The 19,837-nt window shown below is 72.8% G+C and carries 13 protein-coding genes and 2 pseudogenes; 7 read left to right on the top strand and 8 right to left on the bottom strand.

The features are described from left to right. Positions 1 to 126 precede the first annotated feature (126 nt). Positions 127 to 1,203 (top strand): hypothetical protein, encoded by a 1,077-nt coding sequence (locus tag EDD90_RS25480; RefSeq protein ID WP_123975366.1) that lies wholly within the window; start codon positions 127 to 129, stop codon positions 1,201 to 1,203. Positions 1,204 to 1,285: 82 nt separating this feature from the next. Here the strand turns inward: EDD90_RS25480 and EDD90_RS25475 are convergent, their stop codons facing one another. Further along, the gene (locus tag EDD90_RS25475; protein ID WP_123975365.1) at positions 1,286 to 2,071 is read right to left on the bottom strand and encodes an SURF1 family protein; all 786 of its coding nucleotides are present in this window, start codon (positions 2,069 to 2,071) and stop codon (positions 1,286 to 1,288) included. Between the two features lie 146 nt (positions 2,072 to 2,217). Between EDD90_RS25475 and EDD90_RS25470 the strand changes: the two genes are divergently transcribed. After that, positions 2,218 to 4,026, top strand: coding sequence for a prolyl oligopeptidase family serine peptidase (locus tag EDD90_RS25470; protein WP_260328044.1), 1,809 nt, complete (start codon positions 2,218 to 2,220; stop codon positions 4,024 to 4,026). Positions 4,027 to 4,535: 509 nt separating this feature from the next. On the opposite strand, the gene EDD90_RS25465 is transcribed toward EDD90_RS25470, so the two are convergent. Continuing rightward, positions 4,536 to 6,413 (bottom strand): NAD-binding protein, encoded by a 1,878-nt coding sequence (locus EDD90_RS25465; RefSeq protein ID WP_123981615.1) that lies wholly within the window; start codon positions 6,411 to 6,413, stop codon positions 4,536 to 4,538. A 171-nt stretch (positions 6,414 to 6,584) separates the two neighbouring features. Between EDD90_RS25465 and EDD90_RS25460 the strand changes: the two genes are divergently transcribed. The 3 genes from EDD90_RS25460 to EDD90_RS25450 all read left to right on the top strand — a co-directional run bounded on the left by EDD90_RS25460 (position 6,585) and on the right by EDD90_RS25450 (position 9,902). Further along, complete coding sequence (locus EDD90_RS25460; RefSeq protein ID WP_123975363.1) at positions 6,585 to 7,619, top strand: permease; 1,035 nt, start codon at positions 6,585 to 6,587, stop codon at positions 7,617 to 7,619. Then, positions 7,616 to 8,335 carry a TIGR03943 family putative permease subunit gene (locus tag EDD90_RS25455; RefSeq protein WP_123975362.1) on the top strand — a complete coding sequence of 240 codons (720 nt, stop codon included), beginning with the start codon at positions 7,616 to 7,618 and terminating at the stop codon, positions 8,333 to 8,335. The genes EDD90_RS25460 and EDD90_RS25455 overlap by 4 nt, the downstream gene beginning before the upstream one ends. A gap of 121 nt (positions 8,336 to 8,456) precedes the next feature. Further along, positions 8,457 to 9,902, top strand: coding sequence for a hypothetical protein (locus EDD90_RS25450; RefSeq protein WP_123975361.1), 1,446 nt, complete (start codon positions 8,457 to 8,459; stop codon positions 9,900 to 9,902). A 248-nt stretch (positions 9,903 to 10,150) separates the two neighbouring features. Here EDD90_RS25450 and EDD90_RS25445 read toward each other — a convergent pair whose 3' ends face one another. From EDD90_RS25445 to EDD90_RS25430, 4 genes and pseudogenes are all read right to left on the bottom strand, one after another. Next, positions 10,151 to 11,389 (bottom strand): cation:proton antiporter, encoded by a 1,239-nt coding sequence (locus EDD90_RS25445; RefSeq protein WP_123975360.1) that lies wholly within the window; start codon positions 11,387 to 11,389, stop codon positions 10,151 to 10,153. A 4-nt stretch (positions 11,390 to 11,393) separates the two neighbouring features. Continuing rightward, on the bottom strand, positions 11,394 to 11,879 hold the full coding sequence (locus EDD90_RS25440; protein ID WP_260328042.1) for a cation:proton antiporter regulatory subunit: 486 nt from the start codon (positions 11,877 to 11,879) through the stop codon (positions 11,394 to 11,396). Positions 11,880 to 12,137: 258 nt separating this feature from the next. Next, positions 12,138 to 12,473: pseudogene (locus tag EDD90_RS25435) on the bottom strand (alkaline phosphatase); the annotation flags it as partial. 35 nt (positions 12,474 to 12,508) lie between these two features. Next, positions 12,509 to 12,907, bottom strand: a pseudogene (locus tag EDD90_RS25430) (sulfite exporter TauE/SafE family protein); the annotation flags it as partial. Positions 12,908 to 13,046: 139 nt separating this feature from the next. Between EDD90_RS25430 and EDD90_RS25425 the strand changes: the two are divergent. Then, complete coding sequence (locus tag EDD90_RS25425) at positions 13,047 to 14,048, top strand: ATP-binding cassette domain-containing protein (RefSeq protein WP_123975359.1); 1,002 nt, start codon at positions 13,047 to 13,049, stop codon at positions 14,046 to 14,048. After that, positions 14,045 to 14,839, top strand: coding sequence for an ABC transporter permease (locus tag EDD90_RS25420; RefSeq protein WP_123975358.1), 795 nt, complete (start codon positions 14,045 to 14,047; stop codon positions 14,837 to 14,839). Before EDD90_RS25425 ends, EDD90_RS25420 begins: the two co-directional genes overlap by 4 nt. Before the next feature lie 7 nt (positions 14,840 to 14,846). Here EDD90_RS25420 and EDD90_RS25415 read toward each other — a convergent pair whose 3' ends face one another. Both EDD90_RS25415 and EDD90_RS25410 read right to left on the bottom strand, forming a co-directional pair. Beyond that, entirely contained in the window at positions 14,847 to 18,041 is a 3,195-nt protein-coding gene (locus tag EDD90_RS25415) for a BTAD domain-containing putative transcriptional regulator (protein ID WP_123975357.1), read from the bottom strand. A gap of 9 nt (positions 18,042 to 18,050) precedes the next feature. Beyond that, the gene (locus EDD90_RS25410; RefSeq protein ID WP_398928598.1) at positions 18,051 to 19,730 is read right to left on the bottom strand and encodes an adenosine deaminase; all 1,680 of its coding nucleotides are present in this window, start codon (positions 19,728 to 19,730) and stop codon (positions 18,051 to 18,053) included. Positions 19,731 to 19,837: the final 107 nt, after the last annotated feature.

Genomic DNA, 19,837 nt, shown 5'->3' with positions numbered 1-19,837 from the left:
CCGATGGGGGAGGACGAGTCCGACGGTTCGGGGGAGCCGGCACGGAATCACGGGCGGCGCGGTTCGGGGGAGCCGGCGCGAGGCCACGAGCAAGAGCACACGCAATCGCACGCTGGGAACGGAACTGTGAACCACGGCCCCGACGACAAGGGCCCCGAGGAGCTCGGGCAGGGCTTTGACGGGCCCCGCCCCGGCCCCGACGGGCTCGCGGCGGACGAGCTGGCGCTGCGCCGGCTGCTGCACTCCGCGGTCGACGACCTCACACCGCGCGACGGCTCCCTCGACCACCTGCGCCGCGCGGTGCCCGCCCGCCGGGCCCGCAAGCGCCAGGCCACCGTCGGCATGGCGGCCGCCGCCCTGTTCATCGGCACCGCGATCCCCGCCCTCGTGCACGTCTCCCAGTCCGGCGGCATCGACCCCAACACCTCCATCGCCGGCGAGTCCTCCCAGGCCCAGGGCGGCTCCACCGGCGGCAAGAACCCGGACGGCGGCGCCAGCACCGCGGGCGGCTCCAGCGGCCAGGCCACCGGCCAGAGCCCGGGCGGCCCCAAGAGCGGCGGCAAGACCGCGAGCAGCTCGGGTGCCACCGGCACCAAGGTCGTCCCCACGGCCAGCGCCGACACCGCGGCCCCGGTCTGCACCTCGGCCCAGCTCTCCACCCCGACCTCCACCGTCGCCGCCGCCGACTCGACGGGCGTCGTCTACGGCACCTTCCACGTCGTGAACGTCTCGAAGACGAGCTGTACCGTCGGCGGCCCCGGCAGTATCGGTTTCCTCGCGCAGGGCGCGGCCGACACCACCAAGATCAGCACCGCCCGGCACACCTCCGGCGACGCGGCGGCCGGGCTGCCCGACCCGACGACCGAGCTCACCGGGCTGGTCCTGGCACCCGGCGCGGCCTACCAGGAGAAGTTCGCCTTCGTCCCGTCGGCGACCTGCCCGACCACCGGCGGCGGCAGCGGCTCCACCGACACCGGCGGCACCACGGCCTCCCCGAGCCCCTCGGCGAGCACCAGCGCCGGTACGACCACGGCCGGGTCCGACGGCACCTCCACCCAGCTCCTCACCGAGGACAGCACGGCCGACGGCAGCATCGCGGTCTCGTACACGCCCGAGGCCGGGTCCCCCACCGGCTCCGCAACGGTGACGAACGCCTGCGCCGGCACGGTGTACTGGACCGGGGTGCTGGCACCGTCCGTCTGACGGCGCGCGGACCCCCATGCCGGATGCCGATGACGTTCAGAGCCTGACGCCGACGACGCTCAGGCCCTGACGCCTATGACGTTCAGGCCCTGACGCCGACGGGCTCTTCCTCCGGCACGATCCCCAGTGCCGCGTCCCGCGCGAACTCCACCTCGCGGCGCAGCAGCCGGAACCACATGAACACCACGAACCCCGCGAACACGAACCACTCACCGGTGTAGCCGAGGTTCTGGAACGCCTTCAGATCGAGCCCCGAGTTGTCCGGCACGGTCGCCGGCACGGCCGTCATCCCCGAGTCGGCCTTGTCCAGGGTGATCCAGGCGTCGTACACCTTGTACGGCACCAGGTTCACCAGCGTGGCCGCGCTGATCGCCGCCGTCTGTCCCGACGGCAGCCCGCTCTGGGCGCCGACGCCGTTGTCCCCCGGTGCCTCGGAGGCCTGCAGCGCGCCGGTGACGGTGACCTCGCCGGTGGGCGCGGCGGGCGCCTTGGCCGCGTCGGCCTTGCCGGGCAGCCAGCCGCGCACGACGGGCAGGGCTTGGCCGGAGTCGGTGCGCAGCAGGGTCAGGACGTAGAAGCCGTTCTTGTCGCCGAGCTGACGGTCCGGCACCAGCAGCTGCTTGCCGTACCGACCGCTGACGGCGGCCCGCTTGCCCGAGGTCGCCTGGTCGACGGGGAGCAGGTCGGCCAGCGGCCGGGCCGCTTCCTTCTTGGCCGTCTCCACCTGTTCGTCGGCGCTGTGGTGGGCCTGTACCCGCGCCTCGAAACGGCTCAGCTGCCAGGACCCCATGAAGATGCAGAACGGGATGGCGAGCAGCACGAAAACGTTGATGCCCCACCAGCGGGGTGTCAGCAGGAAGCGGTACACGCTTCCACGGTACGGGGCGCTTTGCGGGGGGTTGGGGGTGGGGTGGGCGCGCGTCGCCCGACCGCGCGCAAAGTTATCCACAGGCTGCGGGTACTCCTGAGCACATTGTGGGCGGGTACAGGCACTATGGGGCCATGACTGCGGCCATGAGTGAGAGCGACATGCCGGACTGGGAGAAGCGCTTCCGCGCCCCTCGGGTCTCCCTGCCGGACTGGGCGGAGGACGCCCCCGACCGTTCCCTGTTCGTGTCGAACGCGACGGGGACGTACGAGCTGTACGCCTGGGACCGCGCGAGCGGGGAGCAGCGCCAGGCGACGAACCGGCCGAACGGCACGACGGACGGGCTGCTCTCCCCGGACGGCGCGTGGATCTGGTGGTTCGACGACAAGGACGGCGACGAGTTCGGCGTCTGGCGCCGCCAGCCCTTCGCGGGCGGCGCGGACGAGGAGGCGGCGCCGGGCCTGGAGCCGTCCTACCCCTCGGGCCTGGCGCTGGGCCGGGACGGCCGCACGGCGGTCGTGGGCCGCTCCACGGACGACGAGGGCACGACGATCTACCTGGTCAGAGCGGGGGAGGAGCCGCTGGAGATCTACCGGCACCCCGAGTCCGCGGGCGTCGGCGACCTCTCCCACGACGGCTCGGTGATCGCGCTGGAGCACACCGAGCACGGTGACGCGATGCACTCGGCGCTCCGCGTGGTCCGTCCGGACGGCACGACGCTGGCGGAGCTGGACGACACGAAGGGCGGCACCGAGGAGCTGGGCCTGGAGGTGCTGGGCTTCGCCCCGGTCGAGGGCGACCTGCGGCTGCTCATCGGCCATCAGCGGCGGGGCCGCTGGGAGCCGCTGGTCTGGGACGTCGCCACCGGCGGGCAGACCGACCTGGCCCTCGACCTGCCGGGTGACGTGAGCGCGGAGTGGTTCCCGGACGGCGGCGCGCTGCTGATCGTGCACAGCTTCGAGGCGCGCAGCGAACTCTTCCGCTACGACCTGGCCACGCGCGAGCTGGAGCCCGTTCCGACCCCGCCGGGCACCGTCTCCGGGGCCACGGCCCGCCCGGACGGGACCGTCGAATACCTCTGGTCGTCCGCGGCCGAGCCGCCGGTGGTCCGCTCGACGACGGGCGAGATCGTCCTCGACCCGCCCGGGATGAGGTGCCCGCCGTCGGTCCCGGTCTCGGACGCGTGGGTGGAGGGACCCGGCGGCCGCATCCACGCCCTGATCCAGAAGCCGGCCGGCGCCACCGGCCCCCTCCCCACCGTCTTCGACCTGCACGGCGGCCCGACCTGGCACGACAGCGACAGCTTCGCGGCGGGCCCGGCGGCCTGGGTCGACCACGGCTACGCGGTGGTCCGCATCAACTACCGGGGCTCCACGGGCTACGGCCGGGCCTGGACGGACGCGCTGAAGCACCGCATCGGCCTGATCGAGCTGGAGGACGTCGCCGCGGTCCGGGACTGGGCGGTCGAGTCCGGCCTCGCCGACCCCGACCGGCTGATCCTGACCGGCGGCTCCTGGGGCGGCTACCTCACACTCCTCGGCCTGGGCACCCAGCCCGCGTCCTGGGCGGTGGGCATCGCGGTCGTCCCGGTCGCCGACTACGTCACGGCGTACCACGACGAGATGGAGTCCCTGAAGGCGATGGACCGCACGCTGCTGGGCGGCACACCGGAAGAGGTCCCCGACCGCTTCGCGGCCTCGTCACCCCTCACCTACGTCGACGACGTGAAGGCCCCCGTCTACATCTCGGCCGGCGTCAACGACCCCCGCTGCCCCATCCGCCAGATCGACAACTACGTCAACCGCCTGGCAGCCCGCTCGGCCCCGCACGAGGTCTACCGCTACGACGCGGGCCACGGCTCCCTGGTGGTCGACGAACGCATCAAACAACTCCGCCTGGAGATGGAGTTCGCGGAGCGGCACCTCGCGCCTACGGCGACAGTACCGACGGACTGAGGCGAGCCCCTCGAACGAAGCCGAGGCCCGGCACCTCGCTTCCAGACACGCGGCGAAACCTCCGGCCGCCGGACGTCCGGCGAACCACTGGCCGCCGGACGTCCGGGGAAGCTCTGGGCGCCGGGTGCGGGGCGAAGCTCTGGGTGCTGGACGTGCGGGGAAGCTCTGGGTGTGGGGTGCGGGGCGAAGCTCTGGGTGCTGGACGTCCGGGGAAGCTCTGGGCGCCGGGTGCGGGGCGAAGCTCTGGGTGCTGGACGTGCGGGGAAGCTCTGGGTGTGGGGTGCGAGGGGAAGCTCTGGGTGCCGGGTGCGCGGGGAAGTGCTGGATGTGCTGGATGTGCTGGGAAGCTCTGGGCGCCGGGTGCGGGGCGAAGCTCTGGGCGCGCGGGACTGAAGCGCCCCTTTAGGGGCGCGGGGCTGTATCCATATGCGGCTCCGCCGCGTGGGCGCGACCAGCCCCCCACCCACCCGCACGCACTCCACGACCCGCAACCCACCCACCCCCACCTCTCAACTCAGCGAGTCGGGTGGGTGGGTGGGCGGCACCCGGCCCGACAACTCCGCCAGCCCCCTCCGAGTCGCGGCGACCACCACCCGATCCCCACCCCGCAGCACATACTCCCCCGCGGCAACCCCCTGCCGGCCCTCGATCGCCAGCACCCGCCACGCCCCCGCCCGAAACGCCCCCTCCACACTCCGCCCCTCCAACTGCGGATGCCCGGCCACATCCAGCGCGGCCACCAGCAACACCTTCCGCCCCACCGGAATCGCCCCGAGGATCTGCCGCCCCAGCATCGCCCCCGCGAAGGACGGCGCCGCCAGATACGACACACTCCGGCTCCGGGTGATCGCCCGCGGATGCGCGGCCCGCAGCGTCCGATACACGGCCGTCGCGAAGTCGTCGTCGTACAGCCGCAGCACTGCCTTCAGATCCGGCCGCACGGCCCGCGCGTACAGCACGGCCTCCAGATTCGTCGTGTCCGCGCTGGTCACCGCGAGCAGCGCCTGCGCCCGATGGATCTTGGCGGCCTCCAGGACGCCCTCCTGGGTCACGTCCCCGAACACCACCGGCACCCGCAGCCGCCGCGCCACCGCCAGCCCCCGGGCGTCGGGGTCGGACTCGACGCACACGACAGGGACGTGCAGCTCACGCAGCCGCGTCAGCACGCGCGTACCGATCTTCCCCAGCCCGAGCAGCACGACATGCCCACTGAGCCCCCGCGGCGGCTTCCGCAGCGCGGACCCCGTCCGGAAGGTCCCGAGCGCCTCCAGCACGGCAGCCAGCAGCACCGGCAGCAACAGCAGTCCCATCAACCCGGACAGCAGCTGGAGGATCTGCCGCCCGAGCGACTGCCCGATCGCGGGATTGTCGATGGCGAACATGTCGAGAAGCGTGTAGTAGAAGGCCCGTACCGGATGCATCCCCGTGACCACCGACAACGCGACCGCGAGCGCGACCACACACCCCACCAGCCCGGCCAGCGACCACCGCAGCCGCCGCGAGAACAGCGAGGAGAGCGCCGGTACGACCCCGCCCCCCACCCCGGCCCCACGGCCCGCCGGCGAAGCCGCGTCCGCGGCGGACGACACCTGCTCCAGCACCAGCACGCCCCGCTCGCCCGCGGCCCGCACCTCCTCGTCGTCGGGGAGCAGTTGCGGCCGCTGCTCCCCGACGCCCTCGACCAGGTCGGGACCGCTTGGGTTCGTGGAGAGCAGCGCGAGCGTGCACAGTCCCCGGCCGGCGTCCTGCCGCGGCACGGCACCCGGCGGGCGTTCCACGGCCCGCAGCACCAGCCCGTCCGTCTGGACGACCTTGCCGGTCCCGGCGAGCGCGGTGGCGGCGAGCGCGGGCGCGGCCGTGTCGGCGTCGGACAGCACGATGGTGGAGGCGTCACTCGCCCCGCCGTCCGGGTCCCCGATCGCCAACGCGGCAGCCTGGTCGAGGAGTTCCTCGATGTGCTGCCCCAACCGCCGGTTGTAGAGCCGCAGTACGAGCCGCAGGCGCGGGTTCAGCCGACGGGCGGTGAGGGCGGCACGGATGTTGGTCTCGTCGTCGTCGTAGACGAGGGCGAGCGCGGCGGCCCGGTCCACGCCCGCCTCGGCGAGCACGGCCTCGGTGGCCTCCTCGGCCTCCAGCACCCGCTCCCCGCGGGGCCCTTCACCGGCGACGGCGGCACCGCCGTTCCCACCGCTGCCGTTGGCCCGCCCGACGGCGGCGCTGACCACCCGGTCGAGCAGTGCTGCCGACGCGGCCCGGGCCCGTCCGACGACCGGCGGCCGGGCGATCCGCACGTCCGGCGGCACGACAAGGGTGACCTGCTCGCCGTAGACACCGCGCAACTCCGCCGCCAGCCGGTGCGCGAGTCCGTCGTCCCCGCACACCACCATCGGCGCCCGGCCGCCACCACCCTGATTCGGAACGCTCCCCACGAGGGAAAAGAGTGCCTCAACAGGACGCATGGTTCCAGCAACGGAGTGAACAGCGCCCCCTGACCACCCGTAGGGAAGGGAAGGGAGCATAATCCCGGATCTGACCGAAGTGCCGGAGGTATCCGTCCCGTGGCCGTCACCGAGAAAGCCGCCCCGCCCGGGCCGGCACCGCACCAGGAGCATCCCGGCCGTGGCAACCGCCCCGACCAGGAGGGCTGGCATCTCAACTCCCCCCTGACCCTGACCCTGTTGCTGCTCCTGGTCGTGGTCTTCCAGGGTCCGGTGCGCGGCGCGCTGTCGACGCCGGTGATGCAGAGCTGGATGACGGTGTTCGTGGCCGTGGTCGTCCAGGCGCTCCCCTTCCTCGTCCTCGGCGTGCTGCTCTCCGCGGCGATCGCGGTCTTCGTCCCGCCGGCCTTCTTCGCCCGCGCCCTGCCCAGCCGCCCGGCGCTCGCGGTCCCGGTCGCGGGTCTGGCCGGTGTGGTGCTCCCGGGCTGCGAGTGCGCGTCGGTCCCGGTGGCGGGCGCCCTGGTCCGCCGGGGTGTCACCCCTGCCGCGGCCATCGCCTTCCTCCTCTCCGCCCCCGCGATCAACCCGATCGTGCTGACGGCGACCGCGGTGGCGTTCCCGCGCAACCCCGAGATGGTGCTGGCCCGGTTCGGCGGCAGCCTGCTGGTGGCGTGCGCGATGGGCTGGCTGTGGCAGCGCCTCGGCCGTACCGACTGGCTGCGCCTGCCGGCGCACGCGCACCACCACGGCGAGACCAAGGGCGAGGCGTTCTGGTCCTCGGTCCGCCACGACACCATGCACGCGGGCGGTTTCCTGGTCCTGGGCGCGATGGCGGCGGCGACCCTGAAGGCGGTGGCCCCGGCGGAATGGCTGCGCACCGCGGCCGCCAACCCGGTGGTCGCGATCCTGGCCCTGTCGATCCTGGCCGTGCTGCTGTCCATCTGCTCGGAGGCGGACGCGTTCGTGGCGGCGTCGCTGACGCAGTTCTCCCTCACCGCCAAGCTGGCGTTCCTGATCGTGGGCCCGATGATCGACCTCAAACTCTTCGCGATGCAGGCGGGCACCTTCGGCCGCGGCTTCGCCCTGCGCTTCGCCCCGGCCACCTTCGTCGCCGCGATCGCGGGCGCGCTCCTGACCGGGGCGGTGCTGCTGTGAACCGGCAGGCCCAGGCGGCGGTGATGTTCCTGGTGGGGGCGGCCCTGCTGCACGCTGGCACGACCAACCTCTACCTGCGCTATGTGAAGGCCGGCCTGCAGCCGCTGATCCTCGCGGCCGGCGCGGTCCTGATCGTCTCGGCGCTGACGACGGCCTGGTACGAGTGGCGCGCCCGCAACCGCGCCAAGTCCGACCAGGACCACGCCCACCCCGAACCCCGCATCTCCTGGCTCCTGGTCCTCCCCCTCCTGGCCCTGATCCTCGTCGCCCCGCCCGCGCTCGGCTCCTACAGCGCGGTGCGCGCCGGCACCGCCCTGCAACAGCCGTACGGCTACATGAAGTTGCCGAAGGGCGACCCGATCCCCCTCAACCTGGTCGACTACGCGGGCCGTGCAGTGTACGACCACGGCCGCTCGTTCCACGGCCGCAGCGTCAGCATCGCCGGCTTCGTGGCCCTGGACGCCAAGGGCAGCCCGTATCTGGTCCGCATGGCCCTCAACTGCTGCGCGGCGGACGCCCAGCCGGTGAAGGTGGCCCTCACCGGCAAGATCCCCCCGGTCCTCCAGCCGGACGCCTGGCTCCAGGTGACGGGCACGTACACCGCCCGCGTCACCCACGACCCGGTGAACAACGGCCCGATCCCCTACCTGAACGTCACCGATGCCAAGCCGATCCCGGTACCGTCCGACCCGTACGACGAGAGCTGGAACAACTGAGGACCGGAACTGACGGACTCCCGTAAACGCTTGATCAAGAATTACCGGGATCATTCGAAGCCGGTGTTACGCTCCGCCTGCTCTGCGGCTGGGGACCGCAGTACAGGGGGAGGACAACACGGTGAACAGACGCAGGAACGGGCTCGCCCTTCTGCTGGCAGGCGCGTTGGTGACGGCACTGCCCGCGGTCGCGGCAGCCGACGGCACTCCGGTCGACCCGGCACTCCCGACGCCCACCGTGCCGGCCGGCACGAGCTGCGGCAGCCAAGGCAGCCCGGTCTGGGAGACCGTCTCCACCCCGCCGCCCGCGGGCTTCTACGAGACGATCGGCATCCCGCGGCCGACGGTGAACGGGGTGTCGTACCAGGGCGTCGTACACGCCTGGGATGCGGACGGCGGCCAGTCGGCGGACGGTTCGGTGGACCGTGTGCCGGTGGTCTCCTCCCAGTCCGTCTACGTCCCGCTGCCTCTGACGGATGGTCACACCTACGGCTGGGACGCCTCGACGTACGACGGCACGTCCTACTCGAACCCGACCGACGCCTGCTACTTCCGCGTGGACGGCAGCGCGCCGGCCACCCCGACCGTCGCCAACCCCGACTTCCCGCCGGTGGGGACCGGGACACCGAAGAAGGCGGCCGGTCAGCCCACCACGTTCAGCATCTCCTCCGCCGAGTCCCTGCCCGCGGGCTGCGCGGCGGCCGGCACCCCGGACTGCGCGGCCAGCGGCCTGGACCACTTCGTCTACGGCCTGGACCAGGAGCCCGGCAACGGCGCCGCCCAGCTGCCGGCCGACGCGGCGGGCCGAGCGAGCCTGACGGGCGCACTGTCCTGGGGCGTTCACACCCTGTACATCCAAGCGGTGGACGCGGCGGGCAACCACTCCCCCACCGCCGCGTACACGTTCACCGTCCCGTACCAGCTCCCGCCCGCGGCCACCGATCTGACCCTCGCCACGAACACGTCGTCGTACGACTACGGCGCGACGACGAAGCTCACCGCCCACCTCGGCCCGACGGACGCCGACCGCACCGTCTCGCTCTACGCCCAGCCGTACGACGGCAAGAAGACCCTGGTCACGACGGGACAGGTGGACGCCAACGGTGATCTGAAGGCGACGTACAAGGTCACCCGAAAGACCACGTTCACCGCGGAGTTCGCCGGCGACGACCACAACGCCCCCGCCACGGCGGCCAGGACGGTGACGGCACGGGCCCGGGTCGCGGAGTCCCTGACCGGCTCCTACACGACCACCCACTACGGCAGCACCCTCTACCGCGTCTACCACCACACGGCCAAGGCGAAGCTGGACGTCACGGTCGCCCCGGCCAAGCCGAGCCAGTGCGTCCGCTTCCAGATCCAGCGCTACACGTCCGGCGCCTGGCACACCGAGTCCACCTCCGCGTGCCATGCGCTGACGTCCCGGAGCACCACCGCCACGAGCGTGACGCTGACCAGGTCGACGGGGAGCCGGTTCCGGATCCGGGCCGAGTACGTCCCGAGCGGCCAGGACACCGGGAACCTCGGCACATGGGGTGCTTGGCAGCACTACGCCGTGCGTCAGTGACCACCCACTTGGAGAAGAAGTTGTCCGCGGGGCGGTCCGATGAGCCGGCGTCGCCCGGTGCGGCGGGCGGCTCAACGTGCAATGGCTGTTGGCTCACTGGTGGATCCTCCTCCTTGCTGCCGTGGCTGCAGCAGGCGCGACAGCGAGCCGAGTTAAGCGGCCCGTCGGCGTCCCTGTGCTGGGGAACGGCACCTCGTCACCCCGTGGGCAAGACGGTGTGGGCCGAGGTGTCCGTCGTCCCTTGAGGGTCAGACCTGGCCCACCGCGTCCTGGTCGGTCACCTTGGTCTCTGGGACCGGGGCGTTGGTCGGATGGGGATCGGTCGGCCTGGCCCGGCGGGTCAGGCGGCGGGCCACCGGTTCCGTGTAGCGGGCCGTGAGGGGGCCGAGGATGACGAGGATCAGGACGTAGGCCGTGGCCAGGGGGCCCAGGGAGGGTTCGATGCCGGCGGTGACCGCGAGGCCGGCGATGACGATGGAGAACTCGCCGCGGGCCACCAGCGTGCCGCCCGCCCGCCAGCGGCCCTTCGCCGAGATGCCGGCGCGTTTCGCGGCCCAGTACCCGGTCGCGATCTTCGTCAGCGCGGTGACGACCGCGAGCGCGAGCGCGGGCACCAGCACCGGCGGGATGCTCGCCGGGTCGGTGTGCAGGCCGAAGAAGACGAAGAACACGGCGGCGAACAGATCGCGGAGGGGCGCGAGGAGGTGGTGGGCGCCCTCCGCCACCTCACCGGAGAGCGCGATGCCGACGAGGAACGCGCCCACCGCGGCGGAGACCTGGAGCTTCTGGGCGATGCCCGCGACGAGCAGGGTCAGGCCCAGGACCACCAGCAGTAGCTTCTCGGAGTCGTCGCTGGAGACGAACCGGGAGATGTGCCTGCCGTAGCGGACGGCGATCAGCAGGACCAGCCCGGCGACTCCTAGCGCGATCGCGAGGGTCAGGCTGCCCGCGGCCAGGCCGACGCCGGCCAGCAGCGCGGTGATGATCGGCAGGTAGACCGCCATGGAGAGGTCCTCCAGCACCAGGATGCTCAGGATCACCGGGGTCTCCCGGTTGCCGAGCCGTCCCAGGTCGCCCAGGACCTTGGCGATCACCCCGGAGGAGGAGATCCAGGTGACACCGGCCAGCACCACGGCCGCCACCGGTCCCCAGCCCAGCAGCAGCGCCATCGCGGCGCCGGGCAGCGCGTTGAGCGCGGCGTCGACCAGGCCCGCCCGGTACTGGGTCCTGAGGTTGGAGACGAGATCGCTGGCGGTGTACTCCAGGCCCAGCATGAGGAGCAGCAGGATGACGCCGATCTCGGCGCCGATCGCCACGAACTCCTCGCTGGTGCCGAGGGGATAGAGCCCGCCCTCGCCGAACGCGAGCCCGGCCAGCAGATAGAGGGGTATCGGCGAGAACCGGAAGCGTCCGGCGAGCCGGCCGAGCAGGCCCAGGCCGAGGATGATCGCTCCGAACTCGATGAGGAACACGGAGGAGTCGTGCACGCGCTCACTCCCGCCCGAGTATCGCGGCGGCCGCGTCGACGCCCTCGCGGGTGCCGATGACGATGAGCGTGTCCCCGCCGGCCAGCCGGAAGTCGGGCGTGGGGGAGGGGACCGCCTCGGCGCGGCGCAGCACGGCCACGATGGAGACGCCCGTCTCGGTACGCATCCGCGTCTCGGCGAGCAGCCGGCCGTTCCAGTACGACGTGGCGGTGAGCTCGATCCGCTCGGCCACCAGCCCCAGGTCGGTGGTGGAGAGCAGGTTCGGGCTGTGGTGCGTCGGCATCAGCGCGTCGATGAGCGCCGCGGTCTCTCCCGAGGACAGCCGTACCGACAGGGCGCAGGCGTCGGGGTCCTCCTGGCGGTAGGCGCTCAGGATCCGGGAGCCGTCCCGGTGCGCGACCACGGACACCCTGCCCTGCTCCCGTGTGGTGAGGTCGTAGCGGACCCCGATTCCCGGCAATGGCGTCCTGCTCAGGCGTGGCGCACCCAAGGCTTCCTCCCTTGTCTCGTCTGTCTCGTCCGACTGGTCCTTTGCTATTTCTTTAAAGATACTTTACCGTGCCGCGCCGACGGAGCTGAGGGCGGCTGCGGAGGGCGACGCCGAGGAGGCCGGGCGTGGTGGGGAGGCTGGGCGTGGTGGGGGGCGGGCGTGGTGGGGGGATCGGGTGATGGCAGAGGAGGGCCGCGATGGGGGGCGGTTGCCGGGGGAGGTCGGTGGCGGCCGTCCTCCCCCGGCCCGTGCGGCCGGTCAGCGCAGGCGCAGGGCCTCGCGGATCGTGGTGAACAGGTCGGTCTGGTTGGTGACACCGAGGACCCGGTAGGCCAACGGCCCCTGCGCGGCGATACGGACCTGGGTGCCGGTGTGCTCCTGCGACTGCCCCGGGGTGTTGGTCGAGTAGTTGACCTTCAGCTGCTGGCCCTCGTCGGTGACCAGGGTCGAGGACAGGCCGGGCGGGGTGGCCTCCAGCGGGACGATCTGGCTGGTGTGGCCGTGGTCGGCGGTGGTGACGACCAGGGTGTCGGGGTGCTTGGCCGCGTAGGCGCGGGCGACCTTGACGGCCTTGTCGAACGCAGCAGCGTCGCCACGGGCCGCACGGGAACATGGGCGTCCTCGGTGTCGCTGCCGGCGCGGCGGCGGTCGAGCCAGAGGCGGGCGAGCATCCCGGCGACGGCCAGCATCAGCGCCGTACCGACGACGTACTTGACGCGCTGCTGCAGTTCGGCGCCGTCGCCGAGGGCGCGGAGCAGGAAGACGCCGCCGACGGCGGCCGGGACGGCGGTGGGCAGCAGCCAGCGCACGATGTCCCAGCGGACGGTGCCCGCGCGCTGGTGCACCAGCGCGCCGAAGGGCTTCATGAACACGGACGCGGCCAGGTCGCTGCCGATGGCCGCCGTGGGGTTCACCCCGAACACCATGACCATGATCGGGGTCATGAGGGCTCCGCCGCCCATGCCGGTGAGTCCTACGGCGAAGCCGACCAGGGCTCCCGCGATGACGATCGGGCCGGTGGAATCCATGGCGGGCACCTAAACCACTATTCCTATGGGAAAGGTATGGAAAGGGCCCCGTTGCCGTTTCAGCGGTGTGACGGCCGGTATCAGCGGCTGAAACCGGGCTGAAGCCGTTCTGAACCGCCGCGGCCGCAAGCTCTGCGGCATGACGACGACAGACCACGAACCCGCCATCGCAGCCACCGGGTTGCGCAAGTCCTACGGCGACAAGACCGTCCTCGACGGCATCGACATCCGGGTGCCGGCCGGCACGATCTACTCGCTCCTCGGCCCGAACGGCGCCGGCAAGACCACCGCCGTGAAGATCCTCTCCACCCTGATCTCCGCGGACGGCGGCCAGGCCCGGGTCGCCGGGCACGACCTCACCGCCGAGGCCCAGGCGGTACGGGCCGGGATCGGGGTCACCGGACAGTTCTCCGCCGTGGACGGACTGATCACCGGCGAGGAGAACATGCTCCTGATGGCCGACCTGCACCACCTCCCCAGGAGCGAGGGACGGCGGGTCGCCGCCGAACTGCTGGAGCGGTTCGACCTCACCGAGGCCGCGAAGAAGCCCGCCTCCACCTACTCCGGCGGAATGAAGCGCCGCCTCGACATCGCGATGACCCTGGTCGGCAGCCCGCGGATCATCTTCCTCGACGAGCCCACCACCGGCCTCGACCCGCGCGCCCGCCACACCATGTGGCAGATCATCCGCGAGCTCGTCACCGACGGCGTCACCGTCTTCCTCACCACCCAGTACCTGGAGGAGGCCGACGAACTCGCCGACCGCATCGCGGTGCTGAACGGCGGCAGGATCGTCGCCGAGGGCACCGCCGAAGAGCTCAAGCGGCTCGTCCCCGGCGGCCACGTCCGGCTGCGGTTCTCCGACCCGGCGTCGTACGAACGGGCCGCGACCGCGCTGCGCGAGGCGTCCCGGGACGACGAGTCCCTCACCCTGCAGATCCCCAGCGGCGGCAGCCAGCGCGAGCTGCGCGCCATCCTCGACTGGCTCGACGCCGCCGGCATCGAGGCGGACGAGCTGTCCGTGCACACCCCGGACCTGGACGACGTGTTCTTCGCCCTGACCGGTACGTCCGACCCGGCCCCCGCCCCGGTCACCGGCACCGCCCCGGTCACCGCCACCGACAAGGAGACCGCCCGATGAGTGCCCCCGCCACCGCCCTCCGCGACAACCTCACCATGCTGCGGCGCAGCCTCCTGCACGCCCGCCGCTACCCCTCCCTCACCCTCAACCTGCTGCTCACCCCGGTGATGCTGCTCCTGCTCTTCGTCTACGTCTTCGGCAACGTGATGAGCGCGGGCATGGCCGGCGGCCACGCGGACCGCTCCGAGTACATCGCCTACATCGTCCCCGGCATCCTCCTGATGACCGTGGGCATGACCTCGCTCGGCCTCGCCGTGTCCGTGGCCACCGACATGACCGAGGGCATCATCGCCCGGTTCCGCACCATGGCCATCTCCCGCGCCTCCGTGCTCACCGGCCATGTGATCGGCACCGTGATCCAGACCATGCTGGCCCTGACGCTGATCCTGGGCATCGGGGTGGCCATGGGCTTCCGGCCGAACGCCACACCGCTGGAGTGGCTCGCGGCGGCCGGCCTGATGGCCCTGGTCAGCCTCGCCCTGGCCTGGATCGCGGTCGGCATCGGCCTGGCCAGCCCGAACGCCGAGGGCGCCAGCAACCTCGGTATGCCGCTGACCATGCTGCCGCTGCTGTCCAGCGCGTTCGTGCCGGTGAACGCGATGCCGGGCGGGTTCCGCTGGTTCGCCGAGTACCAGCCCTTCTCGCCGGCCATCGAGACCCTGCGCGGTCTGCTGCTGGGCAGCGGGATCGGCACGAAGAACGCGGTGCTGGCGGTCGGCTGGTGCCTGGCGCTGAGCGTGCTGGGCTACCTCTGGTCCAAGGCGCAGTTCAACCGTGAGCCGCGCCAGTGACCTCGCGTCAACCCCGAGCCGCGGCGGTGAGTTCACGCAGGGCCGCGGCCCGCAGCTCCTCCTGCCCCAGGGTGGCGTACGCCGACATCGCCTCGGCGTAAGCCGCCCTGTCGGCGTTCTCGGCCGCCTGCCGGGACCGCGCCGAGGACACGGTGGGGAGGTCCCGCATCACCGGCATCCGCTCCGCCAGCGCCAGCAGCCGTACCGCCGCCGTGTCGCCCCGGGCCAGCCCGGTGAAGCCGAGCGCCAGCAACACCGAGCCGTACACCGGCTGTTCCGGCAGATCCCCGGCACCGGGGGCGCCGGACAGCATCCCGAGCAGCCGCTTCCGCAGGTGCTCGGCCAGCTGGGCCACCGGCTCCAGCCGGCCGTGCTGCGCGTGCGCGGCGAGCGCGGCCGCCTGTATCTGGAGCGACCACGAGTCCAGGAAGGGATCGCCGGCCTGGAGCAGGCTGTACTCCCGTATCCCGGTCGCCGCCTGCCGCCACAGGCCGAGGCCGACCTCGGTCAGCCCCCGGGCCAGGGCGATCTCCGCCCGGGCCTGCAGCAGTTCCGGGGTGAAGGCCTGGGCGGACTCCGGCTGCCGGTCCGGGGCGGCGAGGCCCAGCCAGTATTCCGCCTCGTCGACGTCCCCGCGCTGCAGACAGGCGGACACCAGCCCGTAGCGGATGCCGATCGCGTCCGACCAGGCGCCGATGTCCCCGAGCGCCTCCGCGGCCCGCAGATGGTCGTACGCCTCCGCGCCGCGCTCCGTCTTGAGACACAACTCGCTGATCCGCCCGTGCGCGAGCAGCGCCATGATCGGATTGCCGAGCGGCGCCACCGCGGCGAGCATCCGGCGTGCGTACTCCAGCGCCCGCTCCGTCTCGTACGACGCCTCCCACAGGTAGCTGGCGACGCCCGCGGCGATGCCCGCCAGCAGCGGCTCGTCGGCCTCGCACAGCTCCTGCAGCTCCGCGTACCGCGGCGGGTGGATGTCCGGGACGGCACCCAGCACGACGGCCAGGGCCCGCGGCACGGTGTCCGGCGGGGCGGCCGGCAGACGGCGCAGCGTGACCAGCTGGCGTACGGCGTGCGGGCCGTAGCCCATGAAGAGGCCGGCCGCGCACAGCACCGCCGCGCTGCGGGCCGCCTCCACGTCCTCGGGGTGCTCCGGCCCCGGGTGGAAGTGCGACAGCGGCCCGCCGGTCTCGGCGGCGAGGGCGACGAACCGGGTGTAGCTGTTGCCGATGGACCACAGCGAGGCCAGGACGGCGGTGACGGCGGCGATGGCCGGGCCGTCGGCACCGGCCAGGGCGTGCCGCAACGCCAGGACGAGGTTGTCCTGCTCGACACGGACCCGCTCGAAGGAGGCCAACGCGTCGGCGCCGTACATCCCGTCATGGTGCACCCGGCCGAAGTCCCGGGCCCAGGAGAGGAACCGGCCCGTCACCGCTTCCTCCTCTCCCGCCTCCGCCCGCCGCGCGGCGCCGAACTCCCGCAGCGTCTCCAGCATGTGGAAACGCACCCCGGAAGGGCTCTCCCCCACCTTGATCAGGGACTGGGCGGCCAACTGCTCCAGCAGATCCAGCGCACCCCCGGCCCCGCCCCCGCCGTCGCTCCCACTCTCGCTCCCACTCCCGCTCCCACTCCCGCCGAGCACGTACTCCGCCGCGTCCGCGTCGAAGCCGCCGGGGAACACCGACAACGCGCGCAGCGCCGCCCGCCCCTCGGGTTCCAGCAGGTTCCAGCTCCACTCGACCACGGCCCGCAGCGTGCGATGCCGCTCGGGAGCGTCCCGGGCACCGCCGCGCAGCAGCGCGAAACGGTCCCGGAGCCGGTGCGCGATGTCCGCCACCGACAGCACCCGCACCCGGGCCGCGGCCAGCTCCACGGCCAGCGGCAGCCCGTCCAGGTGCCGGCAGATCTCGGCCACCTGCCCGGCCGGCAGGTCCACGCCGGGCCTGGCCGCCCGCGCCCGCTGCTCGAAGAGCTCGACGGAGGTCGCCAGGGACAGCTCCGGCAGCGCGTACACGACCTCCGAGGTCAGCCCCAGCGGAGCCCGGCTGGTGGCCAGGACGCGCAGCTCCTTCGACCGCGACACCAGCGCCTGTACGAGAGCGGACGCGCCGGCGACCACATGCTCGCAGTTGTCAAGGACCAGCAGCGCCGGCCCGGGGCCCAGCGCCGCGACGATCCCGCTCACCGCGTCCTTGCCGACCGGAAGCTGCCGGCCGTCCCCGCCGCCGACGGCCGAGGCCACCTCGTCGGTCACGTCCTCGTCGGCGATGACACCGGCCAGGGTCACGAAGTGCACCACGGGCTGCTCGGCCGCCCGGCTCACCGCGTGCGAGAGCCGGGTCTTGCCCAGGCCGCCCGGGCCCATGACGGTGACCACCCGGGCGCCGCGCAGCAGCCCGGCCACGGCGGCGATGTCGGCGTCCCGCCCCAGCAGCGGGTTCGGCTCGTGCGGCACGCCGTGGCGGGCGGGCGGCACCTCCGCGCGCAGCAACTCCTGGTACACGGCCTTCAGCTGGGACCCGGGGTCGGTGCCCAGCTCGTCACGCAGCCGGCGGCGGTAGGCGTCGTACCGGTTCAGCGCCGCGGCCCGGCCCGCGGTGGCGGCCTCGCAGCGCAGCAGTTCGGCGAGCACCTCCTCGTCCCGCGGCAGCTCCCGGCCCAGTTCCGCCAGGGGCGCGGCGGCCTCCTCCCGGCGCCCGACCCGGGCGAGCGCGAGCGCCCGCGCCCGGACCAGCGAACGGAACGCCCGGGCCCGGTCGGCGCGCAGCGCCACCACGGGGTCGTGCAGTTCCTCGCCCGTCCCGGCGCCCACGCTCCCGTCCCACAGCGCCAGCCCCGCCTCGGCCTGTGCCAGGGCGCCGTCGTGATCCCCGGCCCGCGCCCGCTCGGCGCTCGCCGCCTCGTGCAGCAGCAGCGCGGAACTGTCGACCTGTGTCTCGTCCAGGGCCAGCCGGTATCCCGTCGGCGTACTCACGATCAGCTCGGCACCCAGCTGCGACCTGAGCCGCGACACCAGGATCTGCACCGCCTTGCCGGGCCGCTCGGGCAGCTCCTCCGTCCACAGCCCCTCCACCAGCCTGCCCGTACTGCAGCCGGCGTGCAGATCCTCCGCGAGCAGCGCAAGCAGCCCGCGCAACCGGGGCGCGGTGATCTCCCGTCCACGGCAGGCGACTCGGGGCAGCAGCGTCAACTCAGTGGTCACGCGTGCAGATTAGTGGGGGTGCCGTCCCTGGACGAAGGGACTTTCGAAGGGACTTTCGAAGGCCGCGAAGGCGACCTCCTGGCGCCACTGGACGGCGGCCTTCGGGCTCGTCGCGATCAGACGGCGGCACTCCGCGCCCGGCGGGCGCCCGCCGCCCGGGAGCTGTCCGGCGCAGACGGCCACGGAACGGTAGCCCTCGCGGGTCGGGTTGCCCCGCCACAGACTCCGGCCGGGCAGGAAGGCGTACTGCAGGGAGGCGCGGGCCAGGTCCTTCAGCTCCGGGTACGACAGCCCGTAGGTCTCGGCGGCGTACTGGTACTCGTGGCTGATGTCGGTGCGGGACACCCCCGGGTCGTCGGTGGCGAGGACGACGGGCACGCCGAAGGCACGGTAGGTGTCGAAGGGGTGCTCGGCCCCGCGGACGCCGAGGATCTGAGCGTTGCTGGTGAAGGGGACCTCGACGGCGATCTGCCGGTCGGCCATCGTGGTGGCCGTCCGCGGCCAGTCATCCTCGTGGACGAGGTCGACACCGTGGCCGATGCGTTCGGCGCCGGCCACGTCCACCGCCTCCCTGATGTGGAACCGCAGGTCCTCGGGCTTGACCAGTCCCGGCCGCAACTCGCCCGCGTGCAGGGTGACATGGGCGCGCGGGTAGACCGTGCGCAGGTACCGCACCATCCGCATCTGCAGGCTGTAGTTCTCGAGCGCGCTCTCCCCGTCCTCGGGCTGGACGAGGTTGACCGCGACGAACCGCGGGTCACGCTCGGCGAGCCGCATGCCCAGGGCCAGTTCGGTGAAGACGCGTTGGGGGGACTCGCCGCGGAAGGCCTGGTAGATCCGGCGCACGGTCAGCCGGCAGCCGGGCCGGGGACGGCCGGCGTCACAGCGGGCGGCGCTCCGGAACCCGGCGTCGACGCCGTCCGTCTCCTGGCGCGCGTCGGCCACGAGCCGGTCGAGCCTGCCGCCGGCGACGAGCCTGGCGTGGAGCGCGGCCAGGTCGGGGTCCCAGCCGACCTCGTCCCCCAGCCGCTCGGCACCGTCGGAGGCCGGGTTGACCATGGTCTCCAGATAGAACTGGTGCTGTGCGGCGACCGAGTCGGCTACCTCGGCGAGCACCCTGCCCTGGTTCAGTGAGGGGACCAGACCGAACTTGTCGAACGTGGCGAAGAAATGGTCATGTCCGCTCTGGTCCGGCGGGAAGTCGTACATCGACCAGGCGCGGAGGATCGCCTCGCGGAAGCCGAGGTCGGTACGGGCATCGGCGGCCGGGCGGGTACCGGGACCGCAGGGCGGTACGACGGCGGTCAGCGTCGCCGCGTCGACACACAGCCCGTCCTCGCCGGCGAGCTCGATCAGATACTCGGTCCTGACCGCGCCGAAGAGGTGGTTGTGCAGGTCACCGCCCTTGGGCAGCCGCAGGAAGAAGTGGCGCAGCAACCGGGGATCGCTCCGGACCGAGTCCAGGTACGCGGCCGTGCCCGCCTCGGCCGCGGTCAACGGCCCGGGCGGCGGGGCGCCTTCGGCGTGCGCGGCGGCGACGGTCGGCGCGGCGGCGGCAACGGCCGGTGCGGCCGACAGGAATGTCAGGGACGTCAGGGACGTCAGGAGGCAGAGCAGGGACAGGGCGGCCGGCCCGCGGGCGACCGGCGTGCGGTGCGCGGGTTTCCCGTTGCGAGTGCCGTCGTGGATCGTCACCCACCGATGATCATCAAGGCGGCTCGGCCACGCCGGGACAGCCACGCGGCACGCGCGCCCGCGCCACCCGAGCGGGCGCAGCGGCGGGCCGACGCCCGAGG

Source organism: Streptomyces sp. Ag109_O5-1, from assembly GCF_003814875.1.
Lineage (GTDB): Bacteria > Actinomycetota > Actinomycetes > Streptomycetales > Streptomycetaceae > Streptomyces > Streptomyces sasae.
The sequence above is the reverse complement of the archived record's forward strand: the minus strand, read 5'-3'. Positions and strand labels throughout refer to the sequence as shown.